This window comes from Lysobacter sp. K5869 (assembly GCF_018847975.1).
Taxonomy (GTDB): Bacteria; Pseudomonadota; Gammaproteobacteria; order Xanthomonadales; family Xanthomonadaceae; genus Lysobacter.
Map to the genome: position 1 here is coordinate 2,846,289 of NZ_CP072597.1, position 20,241 is coordinate 2,866,529.

The following is a 20,241-nucleotide window of genomic DNA, read 5'->3' on the forward strand; positions in this document are numbered from 1 at the left end:
CCGATGTCCGATCTCGTCTCCGCGCTCAGCGTCGCCGCGATCGCCCTGTTGCCGGTGGGCGCGACGATGTATGTCGGCTATCGCTACGGGTATCGCCAGCGGATCGGGATCGCTGGCCTCGTCTGGCGGGCGTTGTTGCTGAGCGTCGCTCTCAGTTGGTCGCTGGTGGGCGGGTCCTCGCACGACGCAGGGTGGGGGTTGATTCTTCCCAACGTCCTGATCGCCGCGTTCTTCGGCGTCGCGAGCGCGCAAGGTTACGAGGTGCTGCCGCCGCTCTGGCTCGCGCCGCTGGCGCATCTTTTCGCGTACGCGCTTTCGGTGAGATACGGTTACAACAGCGCGGAGCGGGAGTACACGAAGCTGCCGCCGGCATGAGGGCGCGCAGGGTTCGACGTGCGCTGGCGTGAGCCGCGCGGCCGCCGAAGTGCGGGCCGGCGCGACGCTCGCCGCTTCGACCCGGTGCCGACTGAACGATCTCTCGCGCTCGCCAGCTCGGACCGCGAGGACATGAACGCGCCCGGCCGCGCGGTTGACACGCGCGCCGCCGCCCACTACGGTGCGCTTCCCCGCACTCCCGCCGACCGGCGGTTTCGATAGAGGGAAGCATGTCGGAGATTGTCGCCACCCGCTGACCTTCGCTGAGCGAAGGTAGGCAACGCGTCGAGTCAGTTCGCCGTCCGCGCAACGCGGATGCGCGTCGTCGCGTTCGTTTTGGCCACAACCGACTTGCCAAATGAATCTTTCCAAATCCGAGCAGCGCGTCTTGCACGCGCTGGCTCAAGGCGGCTGCATCCAGCACCGCCGGGCCGCCGACAGCGCGGCGATCTTCGCCGTGGACTGCTACAACCGCGACGGCTTGCGCCTGGTGGATTGCACCGTGGCGGTGTTCAAGAAACTCAAACGGCGCGGTCTGATCTGCTCGCTCGACGGGCAGCCTTACCGCATCAGCCATCTGGGCCGCGTCAGCGTGCGCCCGCAACACGACAATCGGTGACGGCCATGCTGAGCTTGTTGATGTTCGGCTCCGCTCTGGTTCGCGCCGAGCCGTCCGCACTGGAGGACGATATGCATATTCAAGAAGAAACCAAGGAACAGCGCGCGCAGGTGCACGCGCTCAACCGCGCCGCGTTCGGGCGCGCTGACGAGGCCGATCTGGTCGAACGCTTGCGCGCCGACGGGTTGGTGCGGCTGTCGCTGGTGGCGGTGGAGGACGACGACGTCGTCGGCCACATCCTGTTCACCGAATTGCCGACGCGGCTCGACGGCCGCGCGGTGAAGACGGTGGCGCTCGCGCCGATGGCGGTGGATCCGCGCCTGCAGCGCGGCGGCGTCGGTTCGGCGCTGGTGCGCGAGGGCTTGGCGCGGTTGGCGCGCGAGGGCTGCGAGGCGGTGGTCGTGCTCGGCCATCCCGCGTTCTACCCGCGCTTCGGCTTCAGCGCGCAACTCGCCGCCAAGCTCGCGTCGCCGTTCGCGGGCGAGGCGTTCATGGCGCTGGAACTGGTCGACGGAGCCTTGCGCGGCGAAGCCGGCAGCGTGCGTTATCCGCCGGCGTTCGGCATCGACGACGAGGCTTGAACCAAGCCGCGTCGCGGGCCCGGCATCGCGCCGGGCCCGCGATGTTGCTGCGTGCCGCCGAAGGCGATTACGGCAGACCGTCGCCGCAAACGACCTTGGTCAGGGTGAAGTAGCGGGTGTGCTCGCCCCAGTCGAAGGACTCGCCGCAATTGCCGTAGGAGCGTTCGCCGACGAGGTTGGTGCGCGCGGCGTCGGAGTAGTAGTGCTGGATGTAGCCTTCGCCCGGATTCGGATAGGGCAGCGCGCTGGCGCCCAGCGACAGCGCCATGCCGGCGGCGAAGGCGATCAGGGCGAGTTTGCTCTTGGACTGCATGTTCGACTCTCCTTGTGATGGAGCGCGATGGCGCGACGCAGCCGCCGGCTGCGGCGGTACGCCGCGTTCCTGCGCAGTTGGGAGGTCCGCCGAGGCTGGCGGACCGGGATTCCCGCGGCGCCGTGCCGATCCGTTTAAGGCGACGCCGTCGGCGATTCAACACCAAGCGCGCCGCGCGGCAACGTGCCTGCGGCGTGCGGTGGTTCGCAGTTTCGCGGTGCGCGCGTTCGCGCCCGCCGTTCAGGCGCGCGCGGCGCTCAGGCTTCGGGCACGTAGCCGGCCGGCTTGTCGGCGCCGCCGCCGAACAGGAACTTCTCCATCTCGGCTTCGAGGAAGGCGCGATGCTTCGGGTCCATCGGCGAGAGCCGGTTCTCGTTGATGAGCATGGTCTGGTGCGCCAGCCACGCCGCCCAGGCGGCCTTGCCGATGTGGGCGAAGATGCGCTTGCCCATCTCGCCCGGCCAGGGGATGAAGTCGAGGCCTTCGGTCTCGCGCTGTTCGTACTGGCAGAAAACGCTGCGGCTCATCGGGAATCCTGGTGCGTAACGGGGAGTGTGGAGCGCGCTTCAAACCGCGGCTTCGATCAGCTTGCGGATCGGCGCGGGAATGCCGAGCGCGGCCAGTTCGGCGCGCGCGACCCAGCGCAAGCCGTCATTGTCGCCGACCCGCGCGCGCAGCGCGACCGCGCGCCAGCGCCGCGGCTGCAGTTCCAGTTTGTAGTGGCTGAAGGCGTGCGCGACCGGCGCCAGCGCTTCGCCGTCGGCGTACTCGGCTTCGATGTGGGTCTCGAACCAGCGCTCGGCGGCTTCCTCGTCGTCGTGCTGCGGCAGCGTCCACAGCGCCGCCCACACGCCGGTCGGCGGCCGCCGCTGCAGCAGCACGCGGCCGCCGCGGTCGAGCAGCCACAGCACCTGCGCGTAACGCTGCGGCACCGCCTTGCCGGGCTTGGGCACCGGCAGTTCGGCGGTGCGGCCGTGGATGCGGGCGACGCAGTCGCTTTGCACCGGGCACAGGATGCAGGCGGGATCGGCGCGCGTGCACACCGTCGCGCCGAGGTCCATCTGCGCTTGGGTGTAGTCGGTCATGCGCGCGGGCGGCAGATGCGATTCGGCCAGCGCCCACAACTGCCGCTCCACCGCTGGTAGGCCGGGGAAACCGTCGACGCCGTGGTAGCGCGAGAGCACGCGCTTGACGTTGCCGTCGAGGATCGCGTGGCGGTCGCCCCAGGCTTGCGAGAGGATCGCCGCGGCGGTGCTGCGGCCGATGCCGGGCAGCGCGGTCAGCGCGTCGATGTCGCGCGGCAACTCGCCGCCGTGGCGCTCCACGCACAGCTTCGCCGCGGCGTGCAGGTTGCGGGCGCGGGCGTAGTAGCCCAGGCCCGACCACAGGCCGAGCACGTTGTCCTGCTCGGCCGCGGCCAGCGCGGGCAGATCGGGCAGGGTGGCGACGAAGCGTTCGAAGTAGGGCGCGGCGGTCTTGACCTGGGTCTGCTGCAGCATGATTTCCGACAGCCACACCCGGTATGGCGTGCGCGGGTGCTGCCAAGGCAGGTCGTGGCGGCCGCTGACGTCGAACCACGCCAGCAGGCGCGCGGCGAAGGCGTCGGCGGCCGTCGCCGGCGTCGTCGGCGCGGCGGCGGGTTTGCGGCGGGCGGAGGTTTTGGCGCTTTGGCTACGGGCGTTCATTGCGATGTCAGGAGCCCGGCGCGGCTGCGGCGGCGGGCGGGTCGTCTTCGATTTGCACTTCCACGCCTTCCAGCGCGGCGCCGGAGATTTCGATCTTCGGCGTACTCACCGCGCCGCTCAGCGGCGGCAGCGGCGAGCCGTCCTTGGCGTCGATCCAGGCGAGCATCTGCGGTAGGCGGAAGCGGCCGTCGAAGCTCGTACCGTCGCGTTGCGCGCGCAGCGCGACGGCGTCGGACAGATCGGCTTTGCCGTCGTAATCGAGCTGGAAATCCAGCGGCGTCTTCGATTGCCCGAGCGGCGGCGGCAACGCCGGCCAGACTTGCGGCCAGGCATGGATGCGGCCTTGCCAGTGCAATCCCAAGGCCGCGCCGAAACCGAAGCGGCCGCCGGCGTCGAGGTTGGGCACGGCGCTGTCGGCGGCGGCGCGCAGCGCGGCGCCCATCGGCGCGAGGCTCAATTCGCCGTCGCGATAACGCAGCGGGCCGGCGACGCCGTAAGCGAACGGCAGATCGGTGTCGCCGCTGCGGTAACGCGCGTCGGCGCCCAAACGCAGCGCGTCCAGGCCGAGGCCGTCGGCGCCGGCGTGCAGGCGCGCGCCGGCGCGCACGCGCATCGGCAAGCGCCAGTCCCGGGCTTCGACCGCGACCGCGCCGGACAGGCCGAGGCCGCGCGCCGCGGTGGGACGATGCAAGGTCGCGGCCAGATCGAACGGCACTGCGACGCCCGCGGTCAGCGCGCGTCCGCGCACGCGGCCGCGCAGCGGTTTGTCGGGATCGAGCTCGGCGAAATCCAGGCCGATGTTTTCCACCGACCAGCCTTCGCCGATGGCGCGTCCGTCGCTCACGCGCGCGCCGCGGCTCAGGCGCGGGATGCGCGTGGGGCCGGGCGAGGGCGGGCGCGTGGCGAGCCAGCGGTTGAGTTCGCCGATGTCGAGTTGCGGCGCGTCGAGTTCGATGCGTTCGATGTCGAGCACCGAGCCGGCGGCGCGGATCGTCGACCACGGTGCGGCCAGATAGACGCGGCCGGCGCGCAGCAGCGGTTTGTCGCTGCCGGGCACGCGCGCGACGAGGTCGCGCACTTCCAGCATCGGCGTGCCGCGCAGGCGGTATTCGCTGGCGCCGCTGGCGCTGATCTGAAGGCCGAGCGCGCGGCCGGTCTGGGCCAGCGCGATCCAGCTGATCTGGCTCGGCCGCGACACCCAGCGCAAGCCGATCAGCGCCGCCAGCAGCAGCGCCAGGACGATCCAGAGCCGCTTGCGCGAGCGGCGGGCGGGCGCCGTCGTATCGGCGGCGGCCATCGGCCTCAGCCGCCGAGCGCTTCGGGCAGCAAGGCGTCGACGAAGGCTTCGGCGTCGAACACGCGCAGGTCTTCCGGGCGCTCGCCGATGCCGGCGAAGCGGATCGGAATGCCGAACTCGCGCGCCAGCGCGAACACCACGCCGCCCTTGGCGGTGCCGTCGAGCTTGGTCACCACCAAGCCGGTGACGCCGACCGCGGCGTGGAACTGGCGCAGCTGCGACAGCGCGTTCTGGCCGGTGGTGCCGTCGATGACCATCAGCACTTCGTGCGGCGCGGTCGGATCGACCTTGCCGAGCACGCGGCGGATCTTGCCGAGCTCGGCCATCAGGCCTTGCTGGGTGTGCAGGCGGCCGGCGGTGTCGGCGATCAGCACCTGGGTGCCGCGCGCCTTGGCCGCGGCCAGCGCGTCGTAGGCGACCGAGGCGGCGTCGGCGTTCTGGCCCTGCGCCACCACCGGCACGCCGTTGCGTTCGCCCCAGGCTTGCAACTGGGCGACCGCGGCGGCGCGGAAGGTGTCGCCGGCGGCCAGCATCAGCGGGCGGTTTTCGTCGCGGAAGCGCTTGGCGAGCTTGCCGATGGTGGTGGTCTTGCCGACGCCGTTGACGCCGACGGTGAGCACCACGAAAGGTTTGGCGGCGGTGTCGATCACCAGCGGCTTGGCCACCGGCTGCAACATGCCGATCAAGTCCGCGCGCAGCGCCGTCAGCAGCGCGTTCGCGTCGGCGAACTCGCGCGACTTCATGCGCTTGCGCAGGTTCTCGACCAGCGCGGTGGTGGCGGTGACGCCGACGTCGGCGGTGATCAGCGCGGTTTCGATTTCGTCGAGCAGGTCGTCGTCCAGGCGCGGGTTGCGCGAGAACAGGCCGCCGAAGCTGCGGGCGAAGGCGCTGTTGCGCAGGCGTTCGCGCCAGCCGCTCTTGCCGGCGGGGGCGGCGGGCTTGTCGACGTATTCGATCGGGGTGGTTTCGATCGGGGCGGCTTCGACCAGCGCGGTTCCGACCGGCGCGATCGCGGGCGCGACGATTTCGGCCGGTGCGGCCGCGCTCGGTTGCGGCTGCGTGGGTTGGACGGGCGCGGCGGCGGCTTGCGCGGGCGCGGCCGGCGCGAGCGCGACGGCGGGAGCGGCTTCCACGCGCGCGGCTTCGGCGACGGGCGCGGCCGGCGAGGGCGCAGCGGCGGGTTCGGCGACGGACGCGACGGGAGCGGGCGCGACGGCCGGCGGCGCGGCTTCCGCGCGAGGCTCGGCGACGGCCGGCGTCGGCGCATCGGCCGGCGGCGCGGCTACGGGCGCTTCGGCGTTCGCCTCGGCACCGGCTTCGGACTGCGCGCCGGGAATGGCCGCGGCCAGTTCCTCAACGCTGTATTCGCGCTCGGACGGCTTGCCGGCGTCGGGCTTCTTGCGGCGGAAAAAACTGAGCATGAGACGGAAGATGGGGGCATGCGCGAGAATCCGCACATGCTAGCACCGCCCCCTCTCCGGCCCCGATGAACCCACGCTTCCCATGAACATGTCCAAGCGCGGCGGCCGCTCCGGCGCCAGACCTCCGTCGAATTCCGCCGCCGCCGGCCCAGGCAAGGGCGCGCCCGGCCGCGGCGGGCAGGCCGGCAAGGTCCGCATCATCGGCGGACGCTGGCGCGGCACCCGCCTGAACGTCGGCGACGCGCCGGGCCTGCGGCCGACCTCCGACCGGGTCCGCGAAACCTTGTTCAACTGGCTGCAGCCGATGCTGCCCGGCGCGCGCGTGCTCGACCTGTTCGCCGGCAGCGGCGCGCTGGGCATGGAGGCGCTGTCGCGCGGCGCGGCGCAGGCGGTGCTGGTCGAACGCGATCCGGCCCTGGCCGCGGAGCTGCGCGCGTTGGCCGCGCGCTTGCCCGGCGGCGAGGCGGCGCGGGTGGTTCAGGCCGACGCGCTGGCGTGGCTGGCGCAGCAAGCCGCCGCCGGCGATAGCGGCCCGGACCGCGGCGCGGCGGGCGAGGGCGCGCCCGGCTTCGATCTGGCCTTCGTCGACCCCCCGTTCGCGGCCGGCCTGTGGGACGCGGTCTGGCCGGCCTTGTTGCCGAGGCTGGCGCCTTCGGCCTGGCTGTACGTGGAGGCGCCGCTGGAAACCCCGCTGGCGCTGCCGGCGCCGTGGACGCTGCACCGCGAAGGCGCCACCCGCGAGGTCCGCTACGCCCTGTACCGCCGCGCCGGCTGAGCGCGGCGGCGGCGCCTGCGGACCTGCCGCATACGACCTGCCGCACAAGGTCCGATCGCGCCCTCCCGCGCGGGCTTCCCCGCGCGCGGACGGCTGCTACACTGCGCCGCAACCGGCGGGGGAGGCCTACCCGCTCCCGCTCTTTCCCGCGAAGAACGACCCTACGAATGAGCTCGGCCCGCCTGCGCACCGCCGTTTATCCCGGCACGTTCGACCCGATCACCAACGGCCACATCGACCTGGTCGACCGCGCCGCGCCGCTGTTCGAGCGCATGGTCATCGGCGTGGCCGAAAGCCCGGGCAAGGGCCCGGCGCTGCCGCTGGAAGTGCGCGTGGATCTGGCGCGCAAGGCGGTGGCCCATCACCCGCACGTGGAAGTGCGCGGCTTCAACTCGCTGCTGGCGCATTTCGTCGACCAGGTCGGCGGCGGCGTGCTGCTGCGCGGCCTGCGCGCGGTGTCGGACTTCGAATACGAATTCCAGCTCGCCAGCATGAACCGCCATCTGATCCCCGACGTCGAGACCTTGTTCCTGACGCCGGCCGAGCAATACGGCTTCATTTCCTCGTCGCTGGTGCGCGAAATCGCGCGCCTGGGCGGCGATGTCTCCGGCTTCGTGCCGCCGGCGGTGGTGCAAGCGCTGCAGGCCGAGTGGCAGCGCAAGCAATCCTGATCGCAACCTCCATTCCAAGTCACACCGATACCCAAGGGGCCTAACGATGAAAACTTCCTCCCGTCTGATGCTGATCGCCTGCCTGGCGCTGCCGTTCGTCGCCGCTTGCCAGAAAGAGGAGAAGAAGGAGGCCGTCGTCGAGGCCGCCCCGCTGTCGGCGCCGAAGACCGGCGACGAAAACGCCTGGAACGCCTACCTGACCGACGTCATCAAGCGCAATCTCGACGGCGTCACCGGCAGCACCTACGTCTACACCCTGCCGGCGCCGGACGCGCCGACCTTCCAGGGCGACTACGAGCGCATGCTGGAAAAGGCCCAGGCCGACATGAGCCGCGGCGTGCTGGAAGGCAATCTGGTCGCGTTCGGCTCGCCGGATTCGGCCAAGTCGGCCGATCTGGCCGTGGCCTCGTTCTCCAAGGTCGACCCGAACACCATGAAGGGCGTGAAGTTCATCTTCGTCGGCGCGTCCGCCGACAGCGAGCGCGTCAAGGCCGCGGTGACTCCGGCCGGCGTGAACTACAACTTCATCGAAGCCAAGTAAGCCCGCGTCGCGCCCGCGCGGCGCGGCTGCGGCCGAAGCGACGATGTGCCGATTCGGGCCGCTCATGAGCGGCCCGAATCTTTTTCGGGCGCCGGCGGCGCGTTCGCGGCCCGAATCTTCGCGCGTCGGCGGGCCGCTTACGCGCGATCCGGGTCTTGCGGGCGCCATCGGGCACCTTACGGGCGATCCGGGTCTTGCGGGCGCCGTCGGACACCCGGCGCGGCCGGGACTTTCCACGCCGGGCCGGCGGCTTTCGCCCCAAGCCCAAACCCCGCCGAACCGCGGGATTGCCCACTACGGCACGCAGCATCCCGGCGCGGCGCTATGCCCCGGGCCGGCGTCGGCCTAAACTGCCCGCTGAGCCGGCCACCCCCTTCGCGCCTTATCGCGCCGGCGCCTCAGAACCGCCCATGTCGCTGAAGATCAACGAACTCTGCGTCAACTGCGACGTCTGCGAGCCGGCCTGCCCGAATCAGGCCATCGCCCAGGGCGAGAGCATCTATGTCATCGATCCCGCGCGCTGCACCGAATGCGTCGGCCATTACGACGAGCCGCAGTGCGTGATGGTGTGTCCGGTCGAGTGCATCGACAAAGATCCCGAATTCGTCGAATCCGAAACGCAGTTGCTCGACAAGCTGCGCCGTCTACAACAGGAGTGAACCCGATGCGCAAGGCGCCGCGGCCGCGAGCCGGTCTGATGTCCCCCTGGTTGCTGGCCTCGCTGCTGCTGATCGCCGCTCCCGCGTATTGCGAAGCGCCGGCCAAGCCTGCGCGCGCGCAAGCCGCCAAGCCCGCCGCCGCGCATCCGCCGGGCACCGCCATCGCCAGCGCGCATTCGCTGTCCACGCAAGCGGGTTTGGAGATCGTGCGCCAGGGCGGCAACGCCTTCGACGCCGCGGTCGCGGTGTCCTCGACCTTGTCGGTGGTCGAACCGATCAGTTCCGGCATCGGCGGCGGCGGGTTCTTCCTGCTGCACGACGCCAAGAGCGGCCGCGACGTGTTCGTCGACGCGCGCGAAACCGCGCCGACCGCGGCCACGCCGGCCGCGTTCCTCGACGCCAAGGGCGAACTCAACCGCGACCGCGCCACCAACGGCCCGTGGTCGGCCGGCATTCCCGGCTTGCCGGCGGCGCTGGTGCACCTCGCGCAGAAGTACGGCAAGTTGCCGCTGAAGACTTCCTTGGCGCCGGCGATCCGCATCGCCCGCGAAGGCTTCGCGGTGTATCCGCGCCTGGAGAAGGGTTACGGCAGCCGGCGCGAAGTGATGGAGCGCTACCGCGGCACCCGCGAGGTGTTCCTCGCCGACGGCAGCCCGCCCAAGGCCGGCGAAATCCTCAAGCAGCCCGATCTGGCGCGCACGCTGGAACTGCTGGCGGCCAAGGGCTTCGACGGTTTCTATCGCGGCGAAGTCGGCGCCAAGCTGCTGGCCGCGGTGAAGGAAGAAGGCGGGCAGTGGAAGCCGGAGGAACTGTCCGGCTACAAGGTGGTCGAGCGCGAACCGCTGCGGCTCAAGTACCGCGGCTGGGACATCGTCACCGCGCCGCCGCCGTCGTCGGGCGGGGTGGCGTTCGCCGAAATCCTGCAGATGCTCGAAGGCTGGGACCTGAGCAAGCTCGATCCGGCCCACCGCACCCACATCATCGCCGAGGCCATGCGCCGCGCGTACCGCGACCGCACCATCTACCTGGGCGATCCGGATTTCGTGAAGATCCCGCTGCGCCGCCTGACCAGCGCCGACTATGCCGCCGGCCTGCGCGCCACCATCCACCCGGACAAGGCCACGCCCAGCGATCTGCTGCCGGGCCAGCCGGCGCCGCTGGAGGACGACGAGACTACGCATTTCTCGATCATCGATCGCGAAGGCAACCGGGTGTCGGCGACCCAGACGGTCAACCTGCTGTACGGCTCGGGCATGGTCGCGCCGGGCACCGGCGTGCTGCTCAACAACGAAATGGACGACTTCGCCCTGCGCCCCGGCACGCCCAACGCCTTCGGCGTGATGGGCTTCGCCGCCAACGCGCCGGAACCGGGCAAGCGCATGCTCAGCTCGATGACGCCGAGCTTCCTGGAATCCAAGGACAAGGTGATCGCGGTCGGCGCGCCCGGCGGCAGCCGCATCATCACCCAGGTGTTGCTGGCGGTGCTGGCTTACGACGCGGGGCTGTCGCCGCAGCAGGTCGCCGCGCAGCCGCGCATCCACCATCAGTGGATGCCCGACGTGATCTCCGCCGAAGCCGGCGCGCTCGACGCCGACACCGTGGCCAAGCTGCAGGCGATGGGCCACAAGGTCAACGCCGGCGAATCGACCTGGGGCAATCTGCAGACGGTGATGTGGGACAAGCGCGCGAACGCGCTGTCCGGCGGTACCGATCCGCGCAATCCGGTCGGGCAGGCGGACGTGGTGTTGAGCCGGCCCTGACGGGCCGGGGAATGAAGGGAAAAAGGGGAATGAAGGCAATGGAGGGGGCGGTGCGACTTCCATTGCCTTCATTCCCCTTTTTCCCCTCATTCCCGATTCCGCCTTCCCAGGTTAGATTGCGCCGCAGAAGCGCCGCATCCGGACGCGGCCGCACAGGGGACCCAAGGCAGTGAGCGACGACAACGACAAGCGCTGGTATACCCGCGTGCCCGCGATTTCGGTCGCGATGGTGGCTTTCCTCGTCGCCCTGACCACGCTGGTCAACAACGTGCGCGAGATCGGCGGACTCAAGGACAAGTCGCCGGCGACGCCGGCCGCGGCCGCGCCCGCGACGCCCGCGCCGGCGGTCAAGCCGGCTGCGCCTGCAGCGCCGACGCGCTATTCGGTGGTGTTGACCCTGGAGAAGATCGAAGTCGTCAACGACGGCACCAGCGGCAGCACCGCGTGGACCTTCGATGTCAGCGCCGGCGGCCAGGATCTGTTCGAGCTGCCCTCGCGCGACTACAACGACGCCGAGGACAGCCGCATCGCCACGCCGCGCACCAGCGATCCGTCGATGGGCCGGGTCACCCTGGTGCCCGGTCAGGAAATGCTGGTGAAAATCGCCGGCCGCTCCGGCGGCCTGATCAGCAAGCTCTCGGTCGCCGGCACCGGCACCTTGGTCGCCGAACGCGCGCTGGCGCCGATCAAGGTGGTCGCGGCGGATCCGCGGGATGGGGAGTTCGTGTTTTATTTCGGCACGGCGGCGACGGCGCAGTGAGGCCAGGGAAAGAGGGGAATCAAGGGAATCAAGGGAACCAAGGGAACCAAGGGAATGGACGGTGCGCGGGATCGCTCGTCGACCCAGCGCCCCCACCATTCCCTTGGTTCCCTTGATTCCCCTCTTTCCCGGCTCCCAACTAACTTCCCGCTTAACGGTCCTCCCCCTAAAATCGCCCCACACTCCCCCCGACGCCCGCGAGGGCGATGCAGCCATGAAACTCTGGTCGATCCTGGGCAATTCGCAGAAACTCGACGGCGGGGCGATGTTCGGCAACGCGCCGCGCGCGATGTGGGCCAAATGGGCGCCGCCGGACGAGCAAAACCGCATCGCGCTGGCCTGCCGCGCGCTGTTGGCCGCGCCGTTGGCGGGCAAGACGGTGTTGTTCGAGACCGGCATCGGCGCGTTCTTCGAGCCCAAGCTGCGCGAGCGCTACGGCGTGGTCGAAGAGCGCCACGTGCTGATCGATTCGTTGGCGCAGGCCGGCTTCCAACCGGAAGACATCGACGTCGTGGTGCTCTCGCATCTGCACTTCGATCACGCCGGCGGCCTGCTGGCGCCGTGGGCCGAGGGCGAGGCGCCGCGGCTGCTGTTCCCGAACGCGCATTACCTGGTCGGGCGCGAGCACTACGAGCGCGCGCGCCATCCGCATCCGCGCGACCGCGCCAGCTTCATACCCGAATTGCCGGCCTTGCTGGAAGCCACCGGCCGCCTGGAGCTGGTCGAAGGCGAATACTCCCAACTGCTCGGCGGCAGCGTGCGTTTCCACTACAGCGACGGCCACACGCCGGGGCTGATGCTGGCCGAGATCGTCGGCCCGGAAACCGTCGACGGACAAGCGCACGGCGGCGTGGTGTTCTGCGCCGACCTGATCCCGGGCCGGCCGTGGGTGCACGTGCCGATCACCATGGGCTACGACCGCAACGCCGAATTGCTGATCGACGAGAAGCGCGCCTTCCTCAGCGACAAGCTCGAACGCAACGTGCATCTGTTCTTCACCCACGACCCGCAGTGCGCGTTGGCGCAGGTGGTGCGCGACGACAAGGGCAAGTTCGGCACCGCGCACGAGGTCGCCGAACTGCAGGCCAGGGCGCTGGCGGCATGAAGCCCATCGCCGCGGCGCGCGCGTTGTTCGCACTCGCGCTGGCGGCGATGTTGGGCGTGGCCGCGCCGGCGGCGGCGCAGGACGAGGACAGCGGCGAACCGGTCGGCGAACCGGTCGCGGGCACGAGCCTGCGCGACCGCGATTTCGGCGTGCTCACCCGCCAGTTCGGCCTGGACCGGCGGGTCGAGATGTACCAATGGCGCCGCGCCGCCGATCCGTCCGCGGGGCAGGGCGGTTACGAGCGCATCTGGAATTCAGCGCCGATCGACTCGACCCACTTCGCGCCCGGCCACGTCAATCCGACCCGCCTGCCGCTGGAGAACCGGCGCTGGTGGTCGGATTCGGCGACGCTCGACGGCCGCGCGCTCGACAGCGAAGTGCTGCGCGCGCTCGGCGAATGGAAAGTGTTCCGGCCCAACTTCAGCCGGTTGCCGTCGAATCTGGCGGCGACGTTCCAGCCCGAGGGCGACGGCCTGGGCAGCTCGGAAAACCCGCTCGCGCCGCAGATCGGCGACCTGCGCGTGACCTGGCGCGAACTGCGTTTGCCGGCGTTGGAAGGCAAGCTGGAACTGCGCGACGCTGCGTGGCGGCTCAAGCCCGAGGCGGCCGCGGCGGCGCTGAATGCCGCACCGCCGCGTTCGAATGCGACGGTGTTGGGCGAGCGGCCGCGCGACGAGCGTTGGTCGTGGGGTTGGTTGGTCGCGGGCGTGGCTTTGGCAGCGGCGTTGTTGCTGTGGCTGCGCGGCCGGCGGCGGCGTGCGGCGCGGGTGGACTCGGCGTCGTAGGCGTGGGGTGGGGCGGCGTGGGGTAGCCGGTTGCGTCGTGGTTGGATTGGCGCGGTCGCGGCTTGCGCCGCTCCTACAGGGCTTGGGTGCGGCCCCGCCGACGTGCGCCGATCTCTTACCGTAAATCGGTTCACTACCTGTAGGAGCGGCGCAAGCCGCGACTGCGGGGTAGCCGTTCGCGCCGTATCCGCGGTGTCGCGGTCGCGGCCCGCGCCGCGCTTACAGGGCTCGGGTGTGGGTTCGCTTTGAACGGGAAAGGAAAAAGGCTCCGGCGAGAACGCGGAGCCTTTTCTTCGTGCATCGATTTCGCGCTGTCGGCCGGCGGACACTGGCTGTAGGAGCGGCGTGAGCCGCGACCGCAGGGCGGCCGTTTGCGCCGTAAGCGCGGTATCGCGGTCGCGGCTCGCGCCGCTCCTACAAAGAGCGGATCAGGTGTAGTGCTTGGTCCCGAAAATCTTGTCGCCCGCATCGCCCAAGCCCGGCAGGATGTAGCCGACTTCGTTGAGCCGCTCGTCGACCGAGGCGGTGAACACTTCCACGTCCGGGTGCTTGGCTTCCAGCGCCTTCAAACCTTCCGGCGCGGCGACCAGGAACAGGCCCTTGATGCGCTTGCAGCCGGCGTTCTTGAGCAGGTCGACGGTGGCGATCAGGCTGCCGCCGGTGGCCAGCATCGGGTCGAGGATCAGCGCGGTGCGCTCGTCCATGCGGCCGCTGAGCTTCTCGTAGTAGCCGACCGGCTGCAGGGTGTCCTCGTCGCGCTGCAGGCCGACCACGCCGACCTTGGCTGCGGGAATCAGCTCCAGCACGCCCGGCAGCATGCCCAGGCCGGCGCGCAGGATCGGCACCAGGGTGACCTTGGCGCCCTTGATCTTGCGGGTGACCACCGGGCCGGCCCAGCCGTCGACCACGGCTTCCTCGGTTTCCAGGTCCGCGGTGGCTTCGTAGGTGAGCAGGGTGGCCACTTCCGAGGCCAGTTCGCGGAACGACTTGGTGCTGTTGTCGGCGCGGCGCATCAGGCCGAGCTTGTGTTGGACCAAGGGGTGGCGGACTTCGACGATTTTCATGGGCGGGGCCGGACGCGGGAAGTGGGAGGCGATGGGCGCAAAAGATCGGCGCTTAGGCCGCCGCGCGCAAGCGCGCGGCGAGGCGGTTGGCGAAGTTTCAGCCCTCGTCGGGTTCCAGGCACAGTTCCTGGGCGACCTCGCGCAGACTGTCGCGCTTGAAATCCAGGACCTTCTTGGCGGCCTGCGCGTCGCCTTCGCCGACGAACCGGTCGTAGACCTCGAAGCTTTCGTCGTAAATGACGTTGCTGGCGTAGTTGGCGAAAAACGCCTTCGAGGCCAGCTGATCCGGCTTGAGCGCGGCGATGGCGTCCTGCGCCGTGCGCTTGCGGTCGCGCACGCGCAGATCGAATTCCTGCGCCGCCCAGTCGCCCGCGCGCTTGCAGTAGGCCGCATCGCGCCCGGGCTTGGCCGGGGCCGCGACGGCGGCGAAGCAAAGCGACGCGCCGATCAGCGCCGCGAGCGCGCGAGGCAGCCGGTGCGCGCTTGCGCGATGTCCGTTCGTGCGGAGGAAAAGGGCCGTTCTCATGCGCTTGGGTTCCTGGCTGCGGGGGCGCGGGCGGCGGGGCCGCGAATGGATGGAATCAGCGGCATCGCCGTGTGTCAATGCGGGATCGGCGCGGTGGCGGGCGCGTTCGGGCGTTGGGGCGGCCGTCGGGCCCGGACGCAGCGAGCGCGTCGCGCGGCCGGTTCGGCGCGCGGCGCAAGAATGGAGGGCCGGCGCCATCGTCGTCGACGGCCGCGCGCGGCCGATGCGGAGTTTCAATCGGCGGTGGCGTAGATATTGTCGCCGTCGGCGATGGCCTGCTCGACGAAGCGCGAAAACGCGCGGATCTGCGTGCGTTCGGTGAACTGGTCGGTCATCCCGTCCAGTTCCGCGAGCAGCCGCGGCAACTCGCCGAGCAGCAGCGTGGTGTCGGCGTAGTAGTCGCGCAGCTTGAGCAGCAGCGGATACTCGCGGCCCGGGCGCGCGCGGGCCAGCAACTGGGCGTGGAAACGTTCGTCGAGGGCGAAGCACTTGCGCGAGACGTGGATCTCGCTCTCGTGCCGGGCCTGGATCAGATCGAGCGCCATCGACGGGGCCGCGTTGGCCGGACCGCGTCGCCGCGGCCGGCCCACGCCTGGGCTTCAGGCCGTGCGCACGTACTGGATTTCGATGCCGTCGCTCTCGCCGATCGCCGCGCGCAGCACGGTGATCAGCGAACCGGCGTTGAGATGATCGATCTCGATCATGTCCACGGTGGCGTGGTCGATCCAGTAGTCCTGGTCCTGGCTGTCTTCTTCTTCCAGCGCCAGCACCAGGATCTGCAGTTCTTCCTCGCTGATCTCGCCGATGTCGGCGCCGGTTTCCTTGTTGGACAGACGGATCATGCGGTTTCCTTGGGAGCTGGAAGATAGAGAAACAGAATCTAGATAGAAGTTAGCGAAAGCAAGAGCGTTGCTTTTCGCTAACTCCTAACTCCTATTCGCTAACTCCCGTTCTTAGGCCGCCGCCGCCTGCTGCGCCCGCGGCCCTTCGCGCAGCGCGCGGCCGACCATCGACACCAGCAGTTCCAACTCGTCGCTGCCGATGGTGAAGTTCGGGGTGAAGCGCAGCGAGTTGGCGCCGCCGTGGATCACGCCGATGCCGCGCTCGCGCAGCCATTCCTCGGTGGAGCCGGCGCCGAAGCACTTGAACTGCGGAGCCAGTTCGCAGGAGAACAGCAGGCCGGTGCCTTGGACCTTGGTGATCAGGCCGCCGAGTTCGTGCTTGAGCTTCTCCAGCTTCTCGATCGCCTCGGCGCCGCGCGCGCGGATGTTGGCGCGCAGCTGCGGGGTGACCTGTTCGAGCACGGCGACGGCGACATCGAGCGCGCGCGGGTTGCTGGTCATGGTGTTGCCGTACAAGCCCTTGCGGTACAGCGAGGCCGCGCGTTCGCCGACGGCGAGCACCGACAGCGGGTACTGGCCGGCGTTGAGCGCCTTGGAGTAGGTCTCCATGTCCGGCGCGTCCAGGCCTTCGAAGCCCGGATAATCGACGATGGACAGCACGCCGTGGGCGCGCAGGCCGGCCTGGATCGAATCGACCAGCAGCAGCGAGCCGTGGTCGCGGGTGAGTTCGCGCGCCAGGGCGTAGAACGACGCCGGCACGCCGCGGCCCGGGTCGCCTTCGCCCATCACCGGTTCCAGGAACATCGCTTCGATGAACCAGCCCTTGGCGTCGGCGTCGGCGAAGGCCTGCTTCAGCGCTTGCGCGTCGTAGGGCTCGATCGCGATCACCGAGTCCTCGCCGCGGAAGCTGGCCAGGTGCTGGGTGTAGGCCTTGCGCGAGGAATCCGAGTACAGCGCCGGGCGCTCGGTGCGGCCGTGGAAGCTGCCCTTGATGACCAGGCGCTTGATCGCGCGGCCGGCGTGGCGGGCGCCGGCGTCGGTCATCAGCTTGCTGTTGACGTCGGCGATGCGCGCGGCCAGCGAGACCGATTCGGAACCCGAGTTGAGGCAGAAGAAGCGCTCGTACGGGCAGCCGCCGCGTTCCACGCCGATGGCCCCGCGCAGGGCGCGCTCGAAGCGCAGCTGCGACAGCGACGGGGTCATGATGTTGGCCATCACCTGCGGCTTGGCCATCGCGGCGATCACCGCCGAGGGGGTGTGGCCGAAACCGAGCATGCCGTAGCCGCCGGAGTCGTGCAGGACCGCGCCCTTGAGGGTGACGACCCAGGGGCCGCGCGCGGTCAGGGCGACGTACGGGTTGACGCCGTCGTCGGGGTAGAAATTGACGTAGCCGGCCTGGATGGCCTGGATCTGCGCGTCCTCGTCGAGGTCGAGCAGGTCGGCGTGGAGGTCGCGGATCAGCGCGTATTCGGCGGCGGCGGCGGCGATGGCCTCGCCCAGTTCCGGATGGGTGACGGCGAAGCGGGCGACGGTCTCGTCGTCCAGGCCGACGGTGCGGCGTTTGCCGGCGTGGGCGCGCAGCGGCGCGAGTTGGGCGAGCAGGTGGGTCATGGCGATCTCCTGTGGTCGGTGTCGTCGGCGTCCTGCCGGTTGTTGCGTGAGCAGACCGGTCCGCCCCCTGGCCGGACCCTCGCAGTTGCAGCGGCCCCCCAAGGGCCGCCAAGCGCCATCTCTCACAACGGGAATGGGTGGTTCAGCTAACTCCTTGAAACGCCGGAAAACCACGCAAAAATTTTGCGTAAGGCCTAGGCCTTTTGACGATTTTTCGTTTCATTTCAATGATTTATGGGAGTCTATCACGTCCGTTCGGGCTCGATAACCCCCTGGTCGGGCGTCCCGATTCGGCCGCCGCGGGCGGCGATTGGCGACGCTGATGACGCTTGTCACCGGCGATCGGTGGCTGCGCGCACTGCCGTGCAACGCCGGCGGAACCGACAGTGGCGGCGAACTTCGAGCCCCCAGCGAGCCGGCCCCAGCGAGGCAGCCCCATGAGCGCGATCCATCCTTTCCATAACGTCGTCGCCGCGGCCGCGCGTCAGCCGCGCCCGGCCGCGCCGGCGAAGCTGCCGGCGTATGCCCGCGCCGCCTGGAGCGCGGGCCGCGCGGCGGCGCCGCGCGCCGGCGAGCGCGAGGGCGCACCAGCGCGCGCGCGCCGCGTCGCGGCCGTGCGCGCCGACCCGGCCGCGCCGGCCGAACTCCGTTAAAGTCCGCATCGTTCGTGGCCAGCGTGCATCCGACCCGCTCATTTCCCGCTGACGCGCCGCGCACCGAGGAGGGATCGTCGGGCCGTGCCGCCTCCGCCGCGATCTTCGCCGCCATCGCCGCCCGCTATGGCGGAACGCAAGGCGCGCCGCGCCCGACTTCCAGGATCGACACCCTCATGCGCACGCCCGGCCCACCGCTCGACGCCCACGACAACTTGCTGGGTTGGCATCTGGCCTCGCTGCTGTACCTGAGTTTCGTGTTCATCCCGGTGTTCAACTTCCCGGCGCCGTGGTGGATCCTGGCCATGGCGGTGGCTTCGGTGCTGGTGTTCCTGCCGCTGTACTGGGCGTTCTATCGCGGCGGCGCGACCTTGCGGCTGTGGCTGGTGCTGGCGGTGGCGGGGCTGGGCTTCGTCACCGTGCCGTTCGGGATCGGCGGCGGCACCTATCTGATTTTCTCCGCCGGCATGATCGCCAGCTTCCTGCCGCTGTGGCGCGGGCTGAGCCTGACCGTGGCGCTGTTCGCGCTGTTCGCGGCCGAATCCATCGCCACCTTGCCGGCGCAGGGCGCGCCGGTGTTCAGCGTGCTGATCCAGTCGCTGGTCGGCGCGATCGTGTTCACCGGCGTGCTCGCCGCGCGCTCGCGCGAGCGCCGCAACGCCGAGCTGCGTTTGACCCAGGAAGAAGTGCGGCGCTTGGCCAGCCTGGCCGAGCGCGAGCGCATCGGCCGCGACCTGCACGATTTGCTCGGCCACACCTTGTCGGTGGTGGTGCTCAAGTCGCAACTGGCGGCGCGTTTGATCGAACACGACAAGTGCGCGGCGCAAGACCAGATCAGCGAAGTCGAGCGGGTCGCGCGCGAAGCGCTGACCCAGGTGCGCGAAGCCGTCGCCGGCATCCGCGCCAACGGCTTGCAGGCCGAACTGGCGGCGGCGCGGCTGGCGCTGCTCGGCGGCGAGATCAGCCTCGACCACCGGCTCGACCCGGTGGACCTGCCGATGGCGGTGGAAACCGCGCTGGCGCTGGCGCTGCGCGAATCGGTCACCAACGTGCTGCGGCATGCGCGCGCGCGCCGGGTCGAGGTGGAGCTGACCCAGGACGCGCGCGGCAGCATCGCCCTGCGCATCGTCGACGACGGCCGCGGCGGCGTGTCCGCCGAGGGCCACGGCCTGACCGGCATGCGCGAACGCCTGCGCTCGGTCGGCGGCGTGCTGGAAATCGAAAGTCCTCCCGGCGCGGGCACGCGCTTGAGCCTGCTGGTGTCGCGCGAGGCGCTCAGCGCCGCGCGCCGCCTGCCGGCTTCCGCCGCTCCGACCGGGTCCGTGCGCCAGCCGGCGCTGCTCGAACGAGGTACCGCATGATCCGTTTGCTGCTTGCCGAAGACCAAGCCTTGGTGCGCGGCGCCCTGGCCGCGTTGTTGAACCTGGAACCCGACATCGAGGTGGTCGCCGAAGCCGGCGACGGCGCCCAAGCCTGGGAGGCGGTCAAGCGGGTGCAACCGGACGTGGTGGTCACCGACATCGAGATGCCGGGCATGACCGGCATCGATCTGGCGATGCGGGTGCGCGATTCGGGCATGCCGACGCGGGTGGTGATCGTCACCACCTTCGGCCGCGCCGGCTACCTGCGCCGGGCGATGGACGCCGGCGTGCGCGGCTACCTGCTCAAGGACGCGCCGGCCGGGCAGTTGGCCGAAGCGCTGCGGCAGGTGCACCGCGGCGGCCGCGCCATCGACCCGCAGCTGGCGGTGGCGGCGTGGAGCGACGAGGACCCGTTGACCGAGCGCGAGCGGCAGGTGCTGCGGCTGGCCGGCGAGGGGCTGTCGACCGCGGAGATCGGCGAGCGGCTGCACCTGAGCCAAGGCACGGTGCGCAACTATTTGTCCGAAGCGATCGGCAAGCTCGACAGCAGCAACCGGATCGAGGCGTACCGCCGGGCCCGCCAGAACGGCTGGCTGTAAGTTCCCAGCGAATACGGCCGAAGCCCCTGTAGGAGCGGCGCAAGCCGCGACCGCGGGGTATCCGTTCGCGGCGAAAGCTCCGGTGCGAGCGGCGCAGCCGGCCTGGGCCTTCGCGCAATCGATTGAGAGTCAACGGCTCTACCGAAGACCGGGCGAACGGAACGCGAGCGAGGGTTCTCGCCCGGTTGGAGCGCTTCGGCGCTGACAGGGCCGCGTCGCGGCTTGCGCCGCTCCTACA

General features: G+C 70.3%; 24 protein-coding genes. 14 read left to right on the forward strand and 10 right to left on the reverse strand.

The features are described from left to right. Window positions 1–3: 3 nt before the first annotated feature. The 3 genes from J5226_RS12215 to J5226_RS12225 all read left to right on the forward strand — a co-directional run bounded on the left by J5226_RS12215 (window position 4) and on the right by J5226_RS12225 (window position 1,575). A complete protein-coding gene (locus J5226_RS12215; protein WP_215840134.1) occupies window positions 4–375 on the forward strand; it encodes a hypothetical protein in 372 nt (123 codons plus the stop codon). 358 nt (window positions 376–733) lie between these two features. After that, the gene (locus tag J5226_RS12220) at window positions 734–994 is read left to right on the forward strand and encodes a YjhX family toxin (RefSeq protein WP_215840135.1); all 261 of its coding nucleotides are present in this window, start codon (window positions 734–736) and stop codon (window positions 992–994) included. 71 nt (window positions 995–1,065) lie between these two features. Then, entirely contained in the window at window positions 1,066–1,575 is a 510-nt protein-coding gene (locus J5226_RS12225) for an N-acetyltransferase (protein ID WP_215840136.1), read from the forward strand. 67 nt (window positions 1,576–1,642) lie between these two features. On the opposite strand, the gene J5226_RS12230 is transcribed toward J5226_RS12225, so the two are convergent. The 5 genes from J5226_RS12230 to ftsY all read right to left on the reverse strand — a co-directional run bounded on the left by J5226_RS12230 (window position 1,643) and on the right by ftsY (window position 6,291). Beyond that, entirely contained in the window at window positions 1,643–1,888 is a 246-nt protein-coding gene (locus J5226_RS12230; protein WP_215840137.1) for a hypothetical protein, read from the reverse strand. Window positions 1,889–2,145: 257 nt separating this feature from the next. Then, window positions 2,146–2,415 (reverse strand): oxidative damage protection protein, encoded by a 270-nt coding sequence (locus J5226_RS12235; RefSeq protein WP_215840138.1) that lies wholly within the window; start codon window positions 2,413–2,415, stop codon window positions 2,146–2,148. Between the two features lie 39 nt (window positions 2,416–2,454). Then, window positions 2,455–3,573, reverse strand: coding sequence for an A/G-specific adenine glycosylase (gene mutY / locus J5226_RS12240; RefSeq protein ID WP_215840139.1), 1,119 nt, complete (start codon window positions 3,571–3,573; stop codon window positions 2,455–2,457). A gap of 7 nt (window positions 3,574–3,580) precedes the next feature. After that, window positions 3,581–4,870: a hypothetical protein gene (locus J5226_RS12245; RefSeq protein WP_215840140.1), complete on the reverse strand. Its 1,290-nt coding sequence runs from the start codon at window positions 4,868–4,870 to the stop codon at window positions 3,581–3,583. A gap of 5 nt (window positions 4,871–4,875) precedes the next feature. After that, entirely contained in the window at window positions 4,876–6,291 is a 1,416-nt protein-coding gene (gene ftsY / locus J5226_RS12250) for a signal recognition particle-docking protein FtsY (RefSeq protein ID WP_215840141.1), read from the reverse strand. A gap of 82 nt (window positions 6,292–6,373) precedes the next feature. Here ftsY and rsmD point away from each other — a divergent pair, with 82 nt between their 5' ends. The 8 genes from rsmD (at window position 6,374) to J5226_RS12290 (ending at window position 13,347) form a co-directional block, all read left to right on the forward strand. Continuing rightward, window positions 6,374–7,066, forward strand: a complete 693-nt coding sequence (gene rsmD, locus J5226_RS12255; protein ID WP_255323068.1) for a 16S rRNA (guanine(966)-N(2))-methyltransferase RsmD — start codon at window positions 6,374–6,376, stop codon at window positions 7,064–7,066. 167 nt (window positions 7,067–7,233) lie between these two features. Beyond that, window positions 7,234–7,737 (forward strand): pantetheine-phosphate adenylyltransferase, encoded by a 504-nt coding sequence (gene coaD, locus J5226_RS12260; protein WP_215840142.1) that lies wholly within the window; start codon window positions 7,234–7,236, stop codon window positions 7,735–7,737. A 46-nt stretch (window positions 7,738–7,783) separates the two neighbouring features. Next, the gene (locus tag J5226_RS12265; protein WP_215840143.1) at window positions 7,784–8,278 is read left to right on the forward strand and encodes a hypothetical protein; all 495 of its coding nucleotides are present in this window, start codon (window positions 7,784–7,786) and stop codon (window positions 8,276–8,278) included. 410 nt (window positions 8,279–8,688) lie between these two features. Next, entirely contained in the window at window positions 8,689–8,937 is a 249-nt protein-coding gene (locus J5226_RS12270; RefSeq protein ID WP_074865699.1) for a YfhL family 4Fe-4S dicluster ferredoxin, read from the forward strand. Window positions 8,938–8,975: 38 nt separating this feature from the next. Beyond that, window positions 8,976–10,697, forward strand: coding sequence for a gamma-glutamyltransferase (gene ggt / locus J5226_RS12275; RefSeq protein ID WP_215840144.1), 1,722 nt, complete (start codon window positions 8,976–8,978; stop codon window positions 10,695–10,697). A gap of 169 nt (window positions 10,698–10,866) precedes the next feature. Then, window positions 10,867–11,457 (forward strand): hypothetical protein, encoded by a 591-nt coding sequence (locus tag J5226_RS12280; RefSeq protein ID WP_215840145.1) that lies wholly within the window; start codon window positions 10,867–10,869, stop codon window positions 11,455–11,457. Window positions 11,458–11,671: 214 nt separating this feature from the next. Then, entirely contained in the window at window positions 11,672–12,562 is an 891-nt protein-coding gene (locus J5226_RS12285; protein WP_215840146.1) for an MBL fold metallo-hydrolase, read from the forward strand. Next, window positions 12,559–13,347, forward strand: coding sequence for a TMEM43 family protein (locus J5226_RS12290; protein ID WP_215840147.1), 789 nt, complete (start codon window positions 12,559–12,561; stop codon window positions 13,345–13,347). The genes J5226_RS12285 and J5226_RS12290 overlap by 4 nt, the downstream gene beginning before the upstream one ends. Window positions 13,348–13,775: 428 nt before the next feature. Here the strand turns inward: J5226_RS12290 and upp are convergent, their stop codons facing one another. The 5 genes from upp to J5226_RS12315 all read right to left on the reverse strand — a co-directional run bounded on the left by upp (window position 13,776) and on the right by J5226_RS12315 (window position 17,390). Then, window positions 13,776–14,411, reverse strand: coding sequence for a uracil phosphoribosyltransferase (gene upp / locus J5226_RS12295; protein ID WP_215840148.1), 636 nt, complete (start codon window positions 14,409–14,411; stop codon window positions 13,776–13,778). Between the two features lie 97 nt (window positions 14,412–14,508). Continuing rightward, window positions 14,509–14,937 carry a hypothetical protein gene (locus tag J5226_RS12300; RefSeq protein ID WP_215840149.1) on the reverse strand — a complete coding sequence of 143 codons (429 nt, stop codon included), beginning with the start codon at window positions 14,935–14,937 and terminating at the stop codon, window positions 14,509–14,511. Between the two features lie 233 nt (window positions 14,938–15,170). After that, the gene (locus J5226_RS12305; protein ID WP_215840150.1) at window positions 15,171–15,482 is read right to left on the reverse strand and encodes a hypothetical protein; all 312 of its coding nucleotides are present in this window, start codon (window positions 15,480–15,482) and stop codon (window positions 15,171–15,173) included. Window positions 15,483–15,536: 54 nt separating this feature from the next. Next, window positions 15,537–15,779, reverse strand: a complete 243-nt coding sequence (locus J5226_RS12310) for a hypothetical protein (protein ID WP_215840151.1) — start codon at window positions 15,777–15,779, stop codon at window positions 15,537–15,539. Between the two features lie 111 nt (window positions 15,780–15,890). Then, window positions 15,891–17,390, reverse strand: a complete 1,500-nt coding sequence (locus tag J5226_RS12315; protein ID WP_215840152.1) for an aminotransferase class III-fold pyridoxal phosphate-dependent enzyme — start codon at window positions 17,388–17,390, stop codon at window positions 15,891–15,893. A gap of 437 nt (window positions 17,391–17,827) precedes the next feature. Between J5226_RS12315 and J5226_RS12320 the strand changes: the two genes are divergently transcribed. The 3 genes from J5226_RS12320 to J5226_RS12330 all read left to right on the forward strand — a co-directional run bounded on the left by J5226_RS12320 (window position 17,828) and on the right by J5226_RS12330 (window position 20,003). Further along, window positions 17,828–18,043, forward strand: coding sequence for a hypothetical protein (locus J5226_RS12320; protein ID WP_215840153.1), 216 nt, complete (start codon window positions 17,828–17,830; stop codon window positions 18,041–18,043). Window positions 18,044–18,219: 176 nt separating this feature from the next. Further along, entirely contained in the window at window positions 18,220–19,404 is a 1,185-nt protein-coding gene (locus J5226_RS12325; RefSeq protein WP_215840154.1) for a sensor histidine kinase, read from the forward strand. Next, on the forward strand, window positions 19,401–20,003 hold the full coding sequence (locus J5226_RS12330) for a response regulator transcription factor (RefSeq protein WP_215840155.1): 603 nt from the start codon (window positions 19,401–19,403) through the stop codon (window positions 20,001–20,003). The genes J5226_RS12325 and J5226_RS12330 overlap by 4 nt, the downstream gene beginning before the upstream one ends. The last annotated feature ends 238 nt before the right edge of the window (window positions 20,004–20,241 follow it).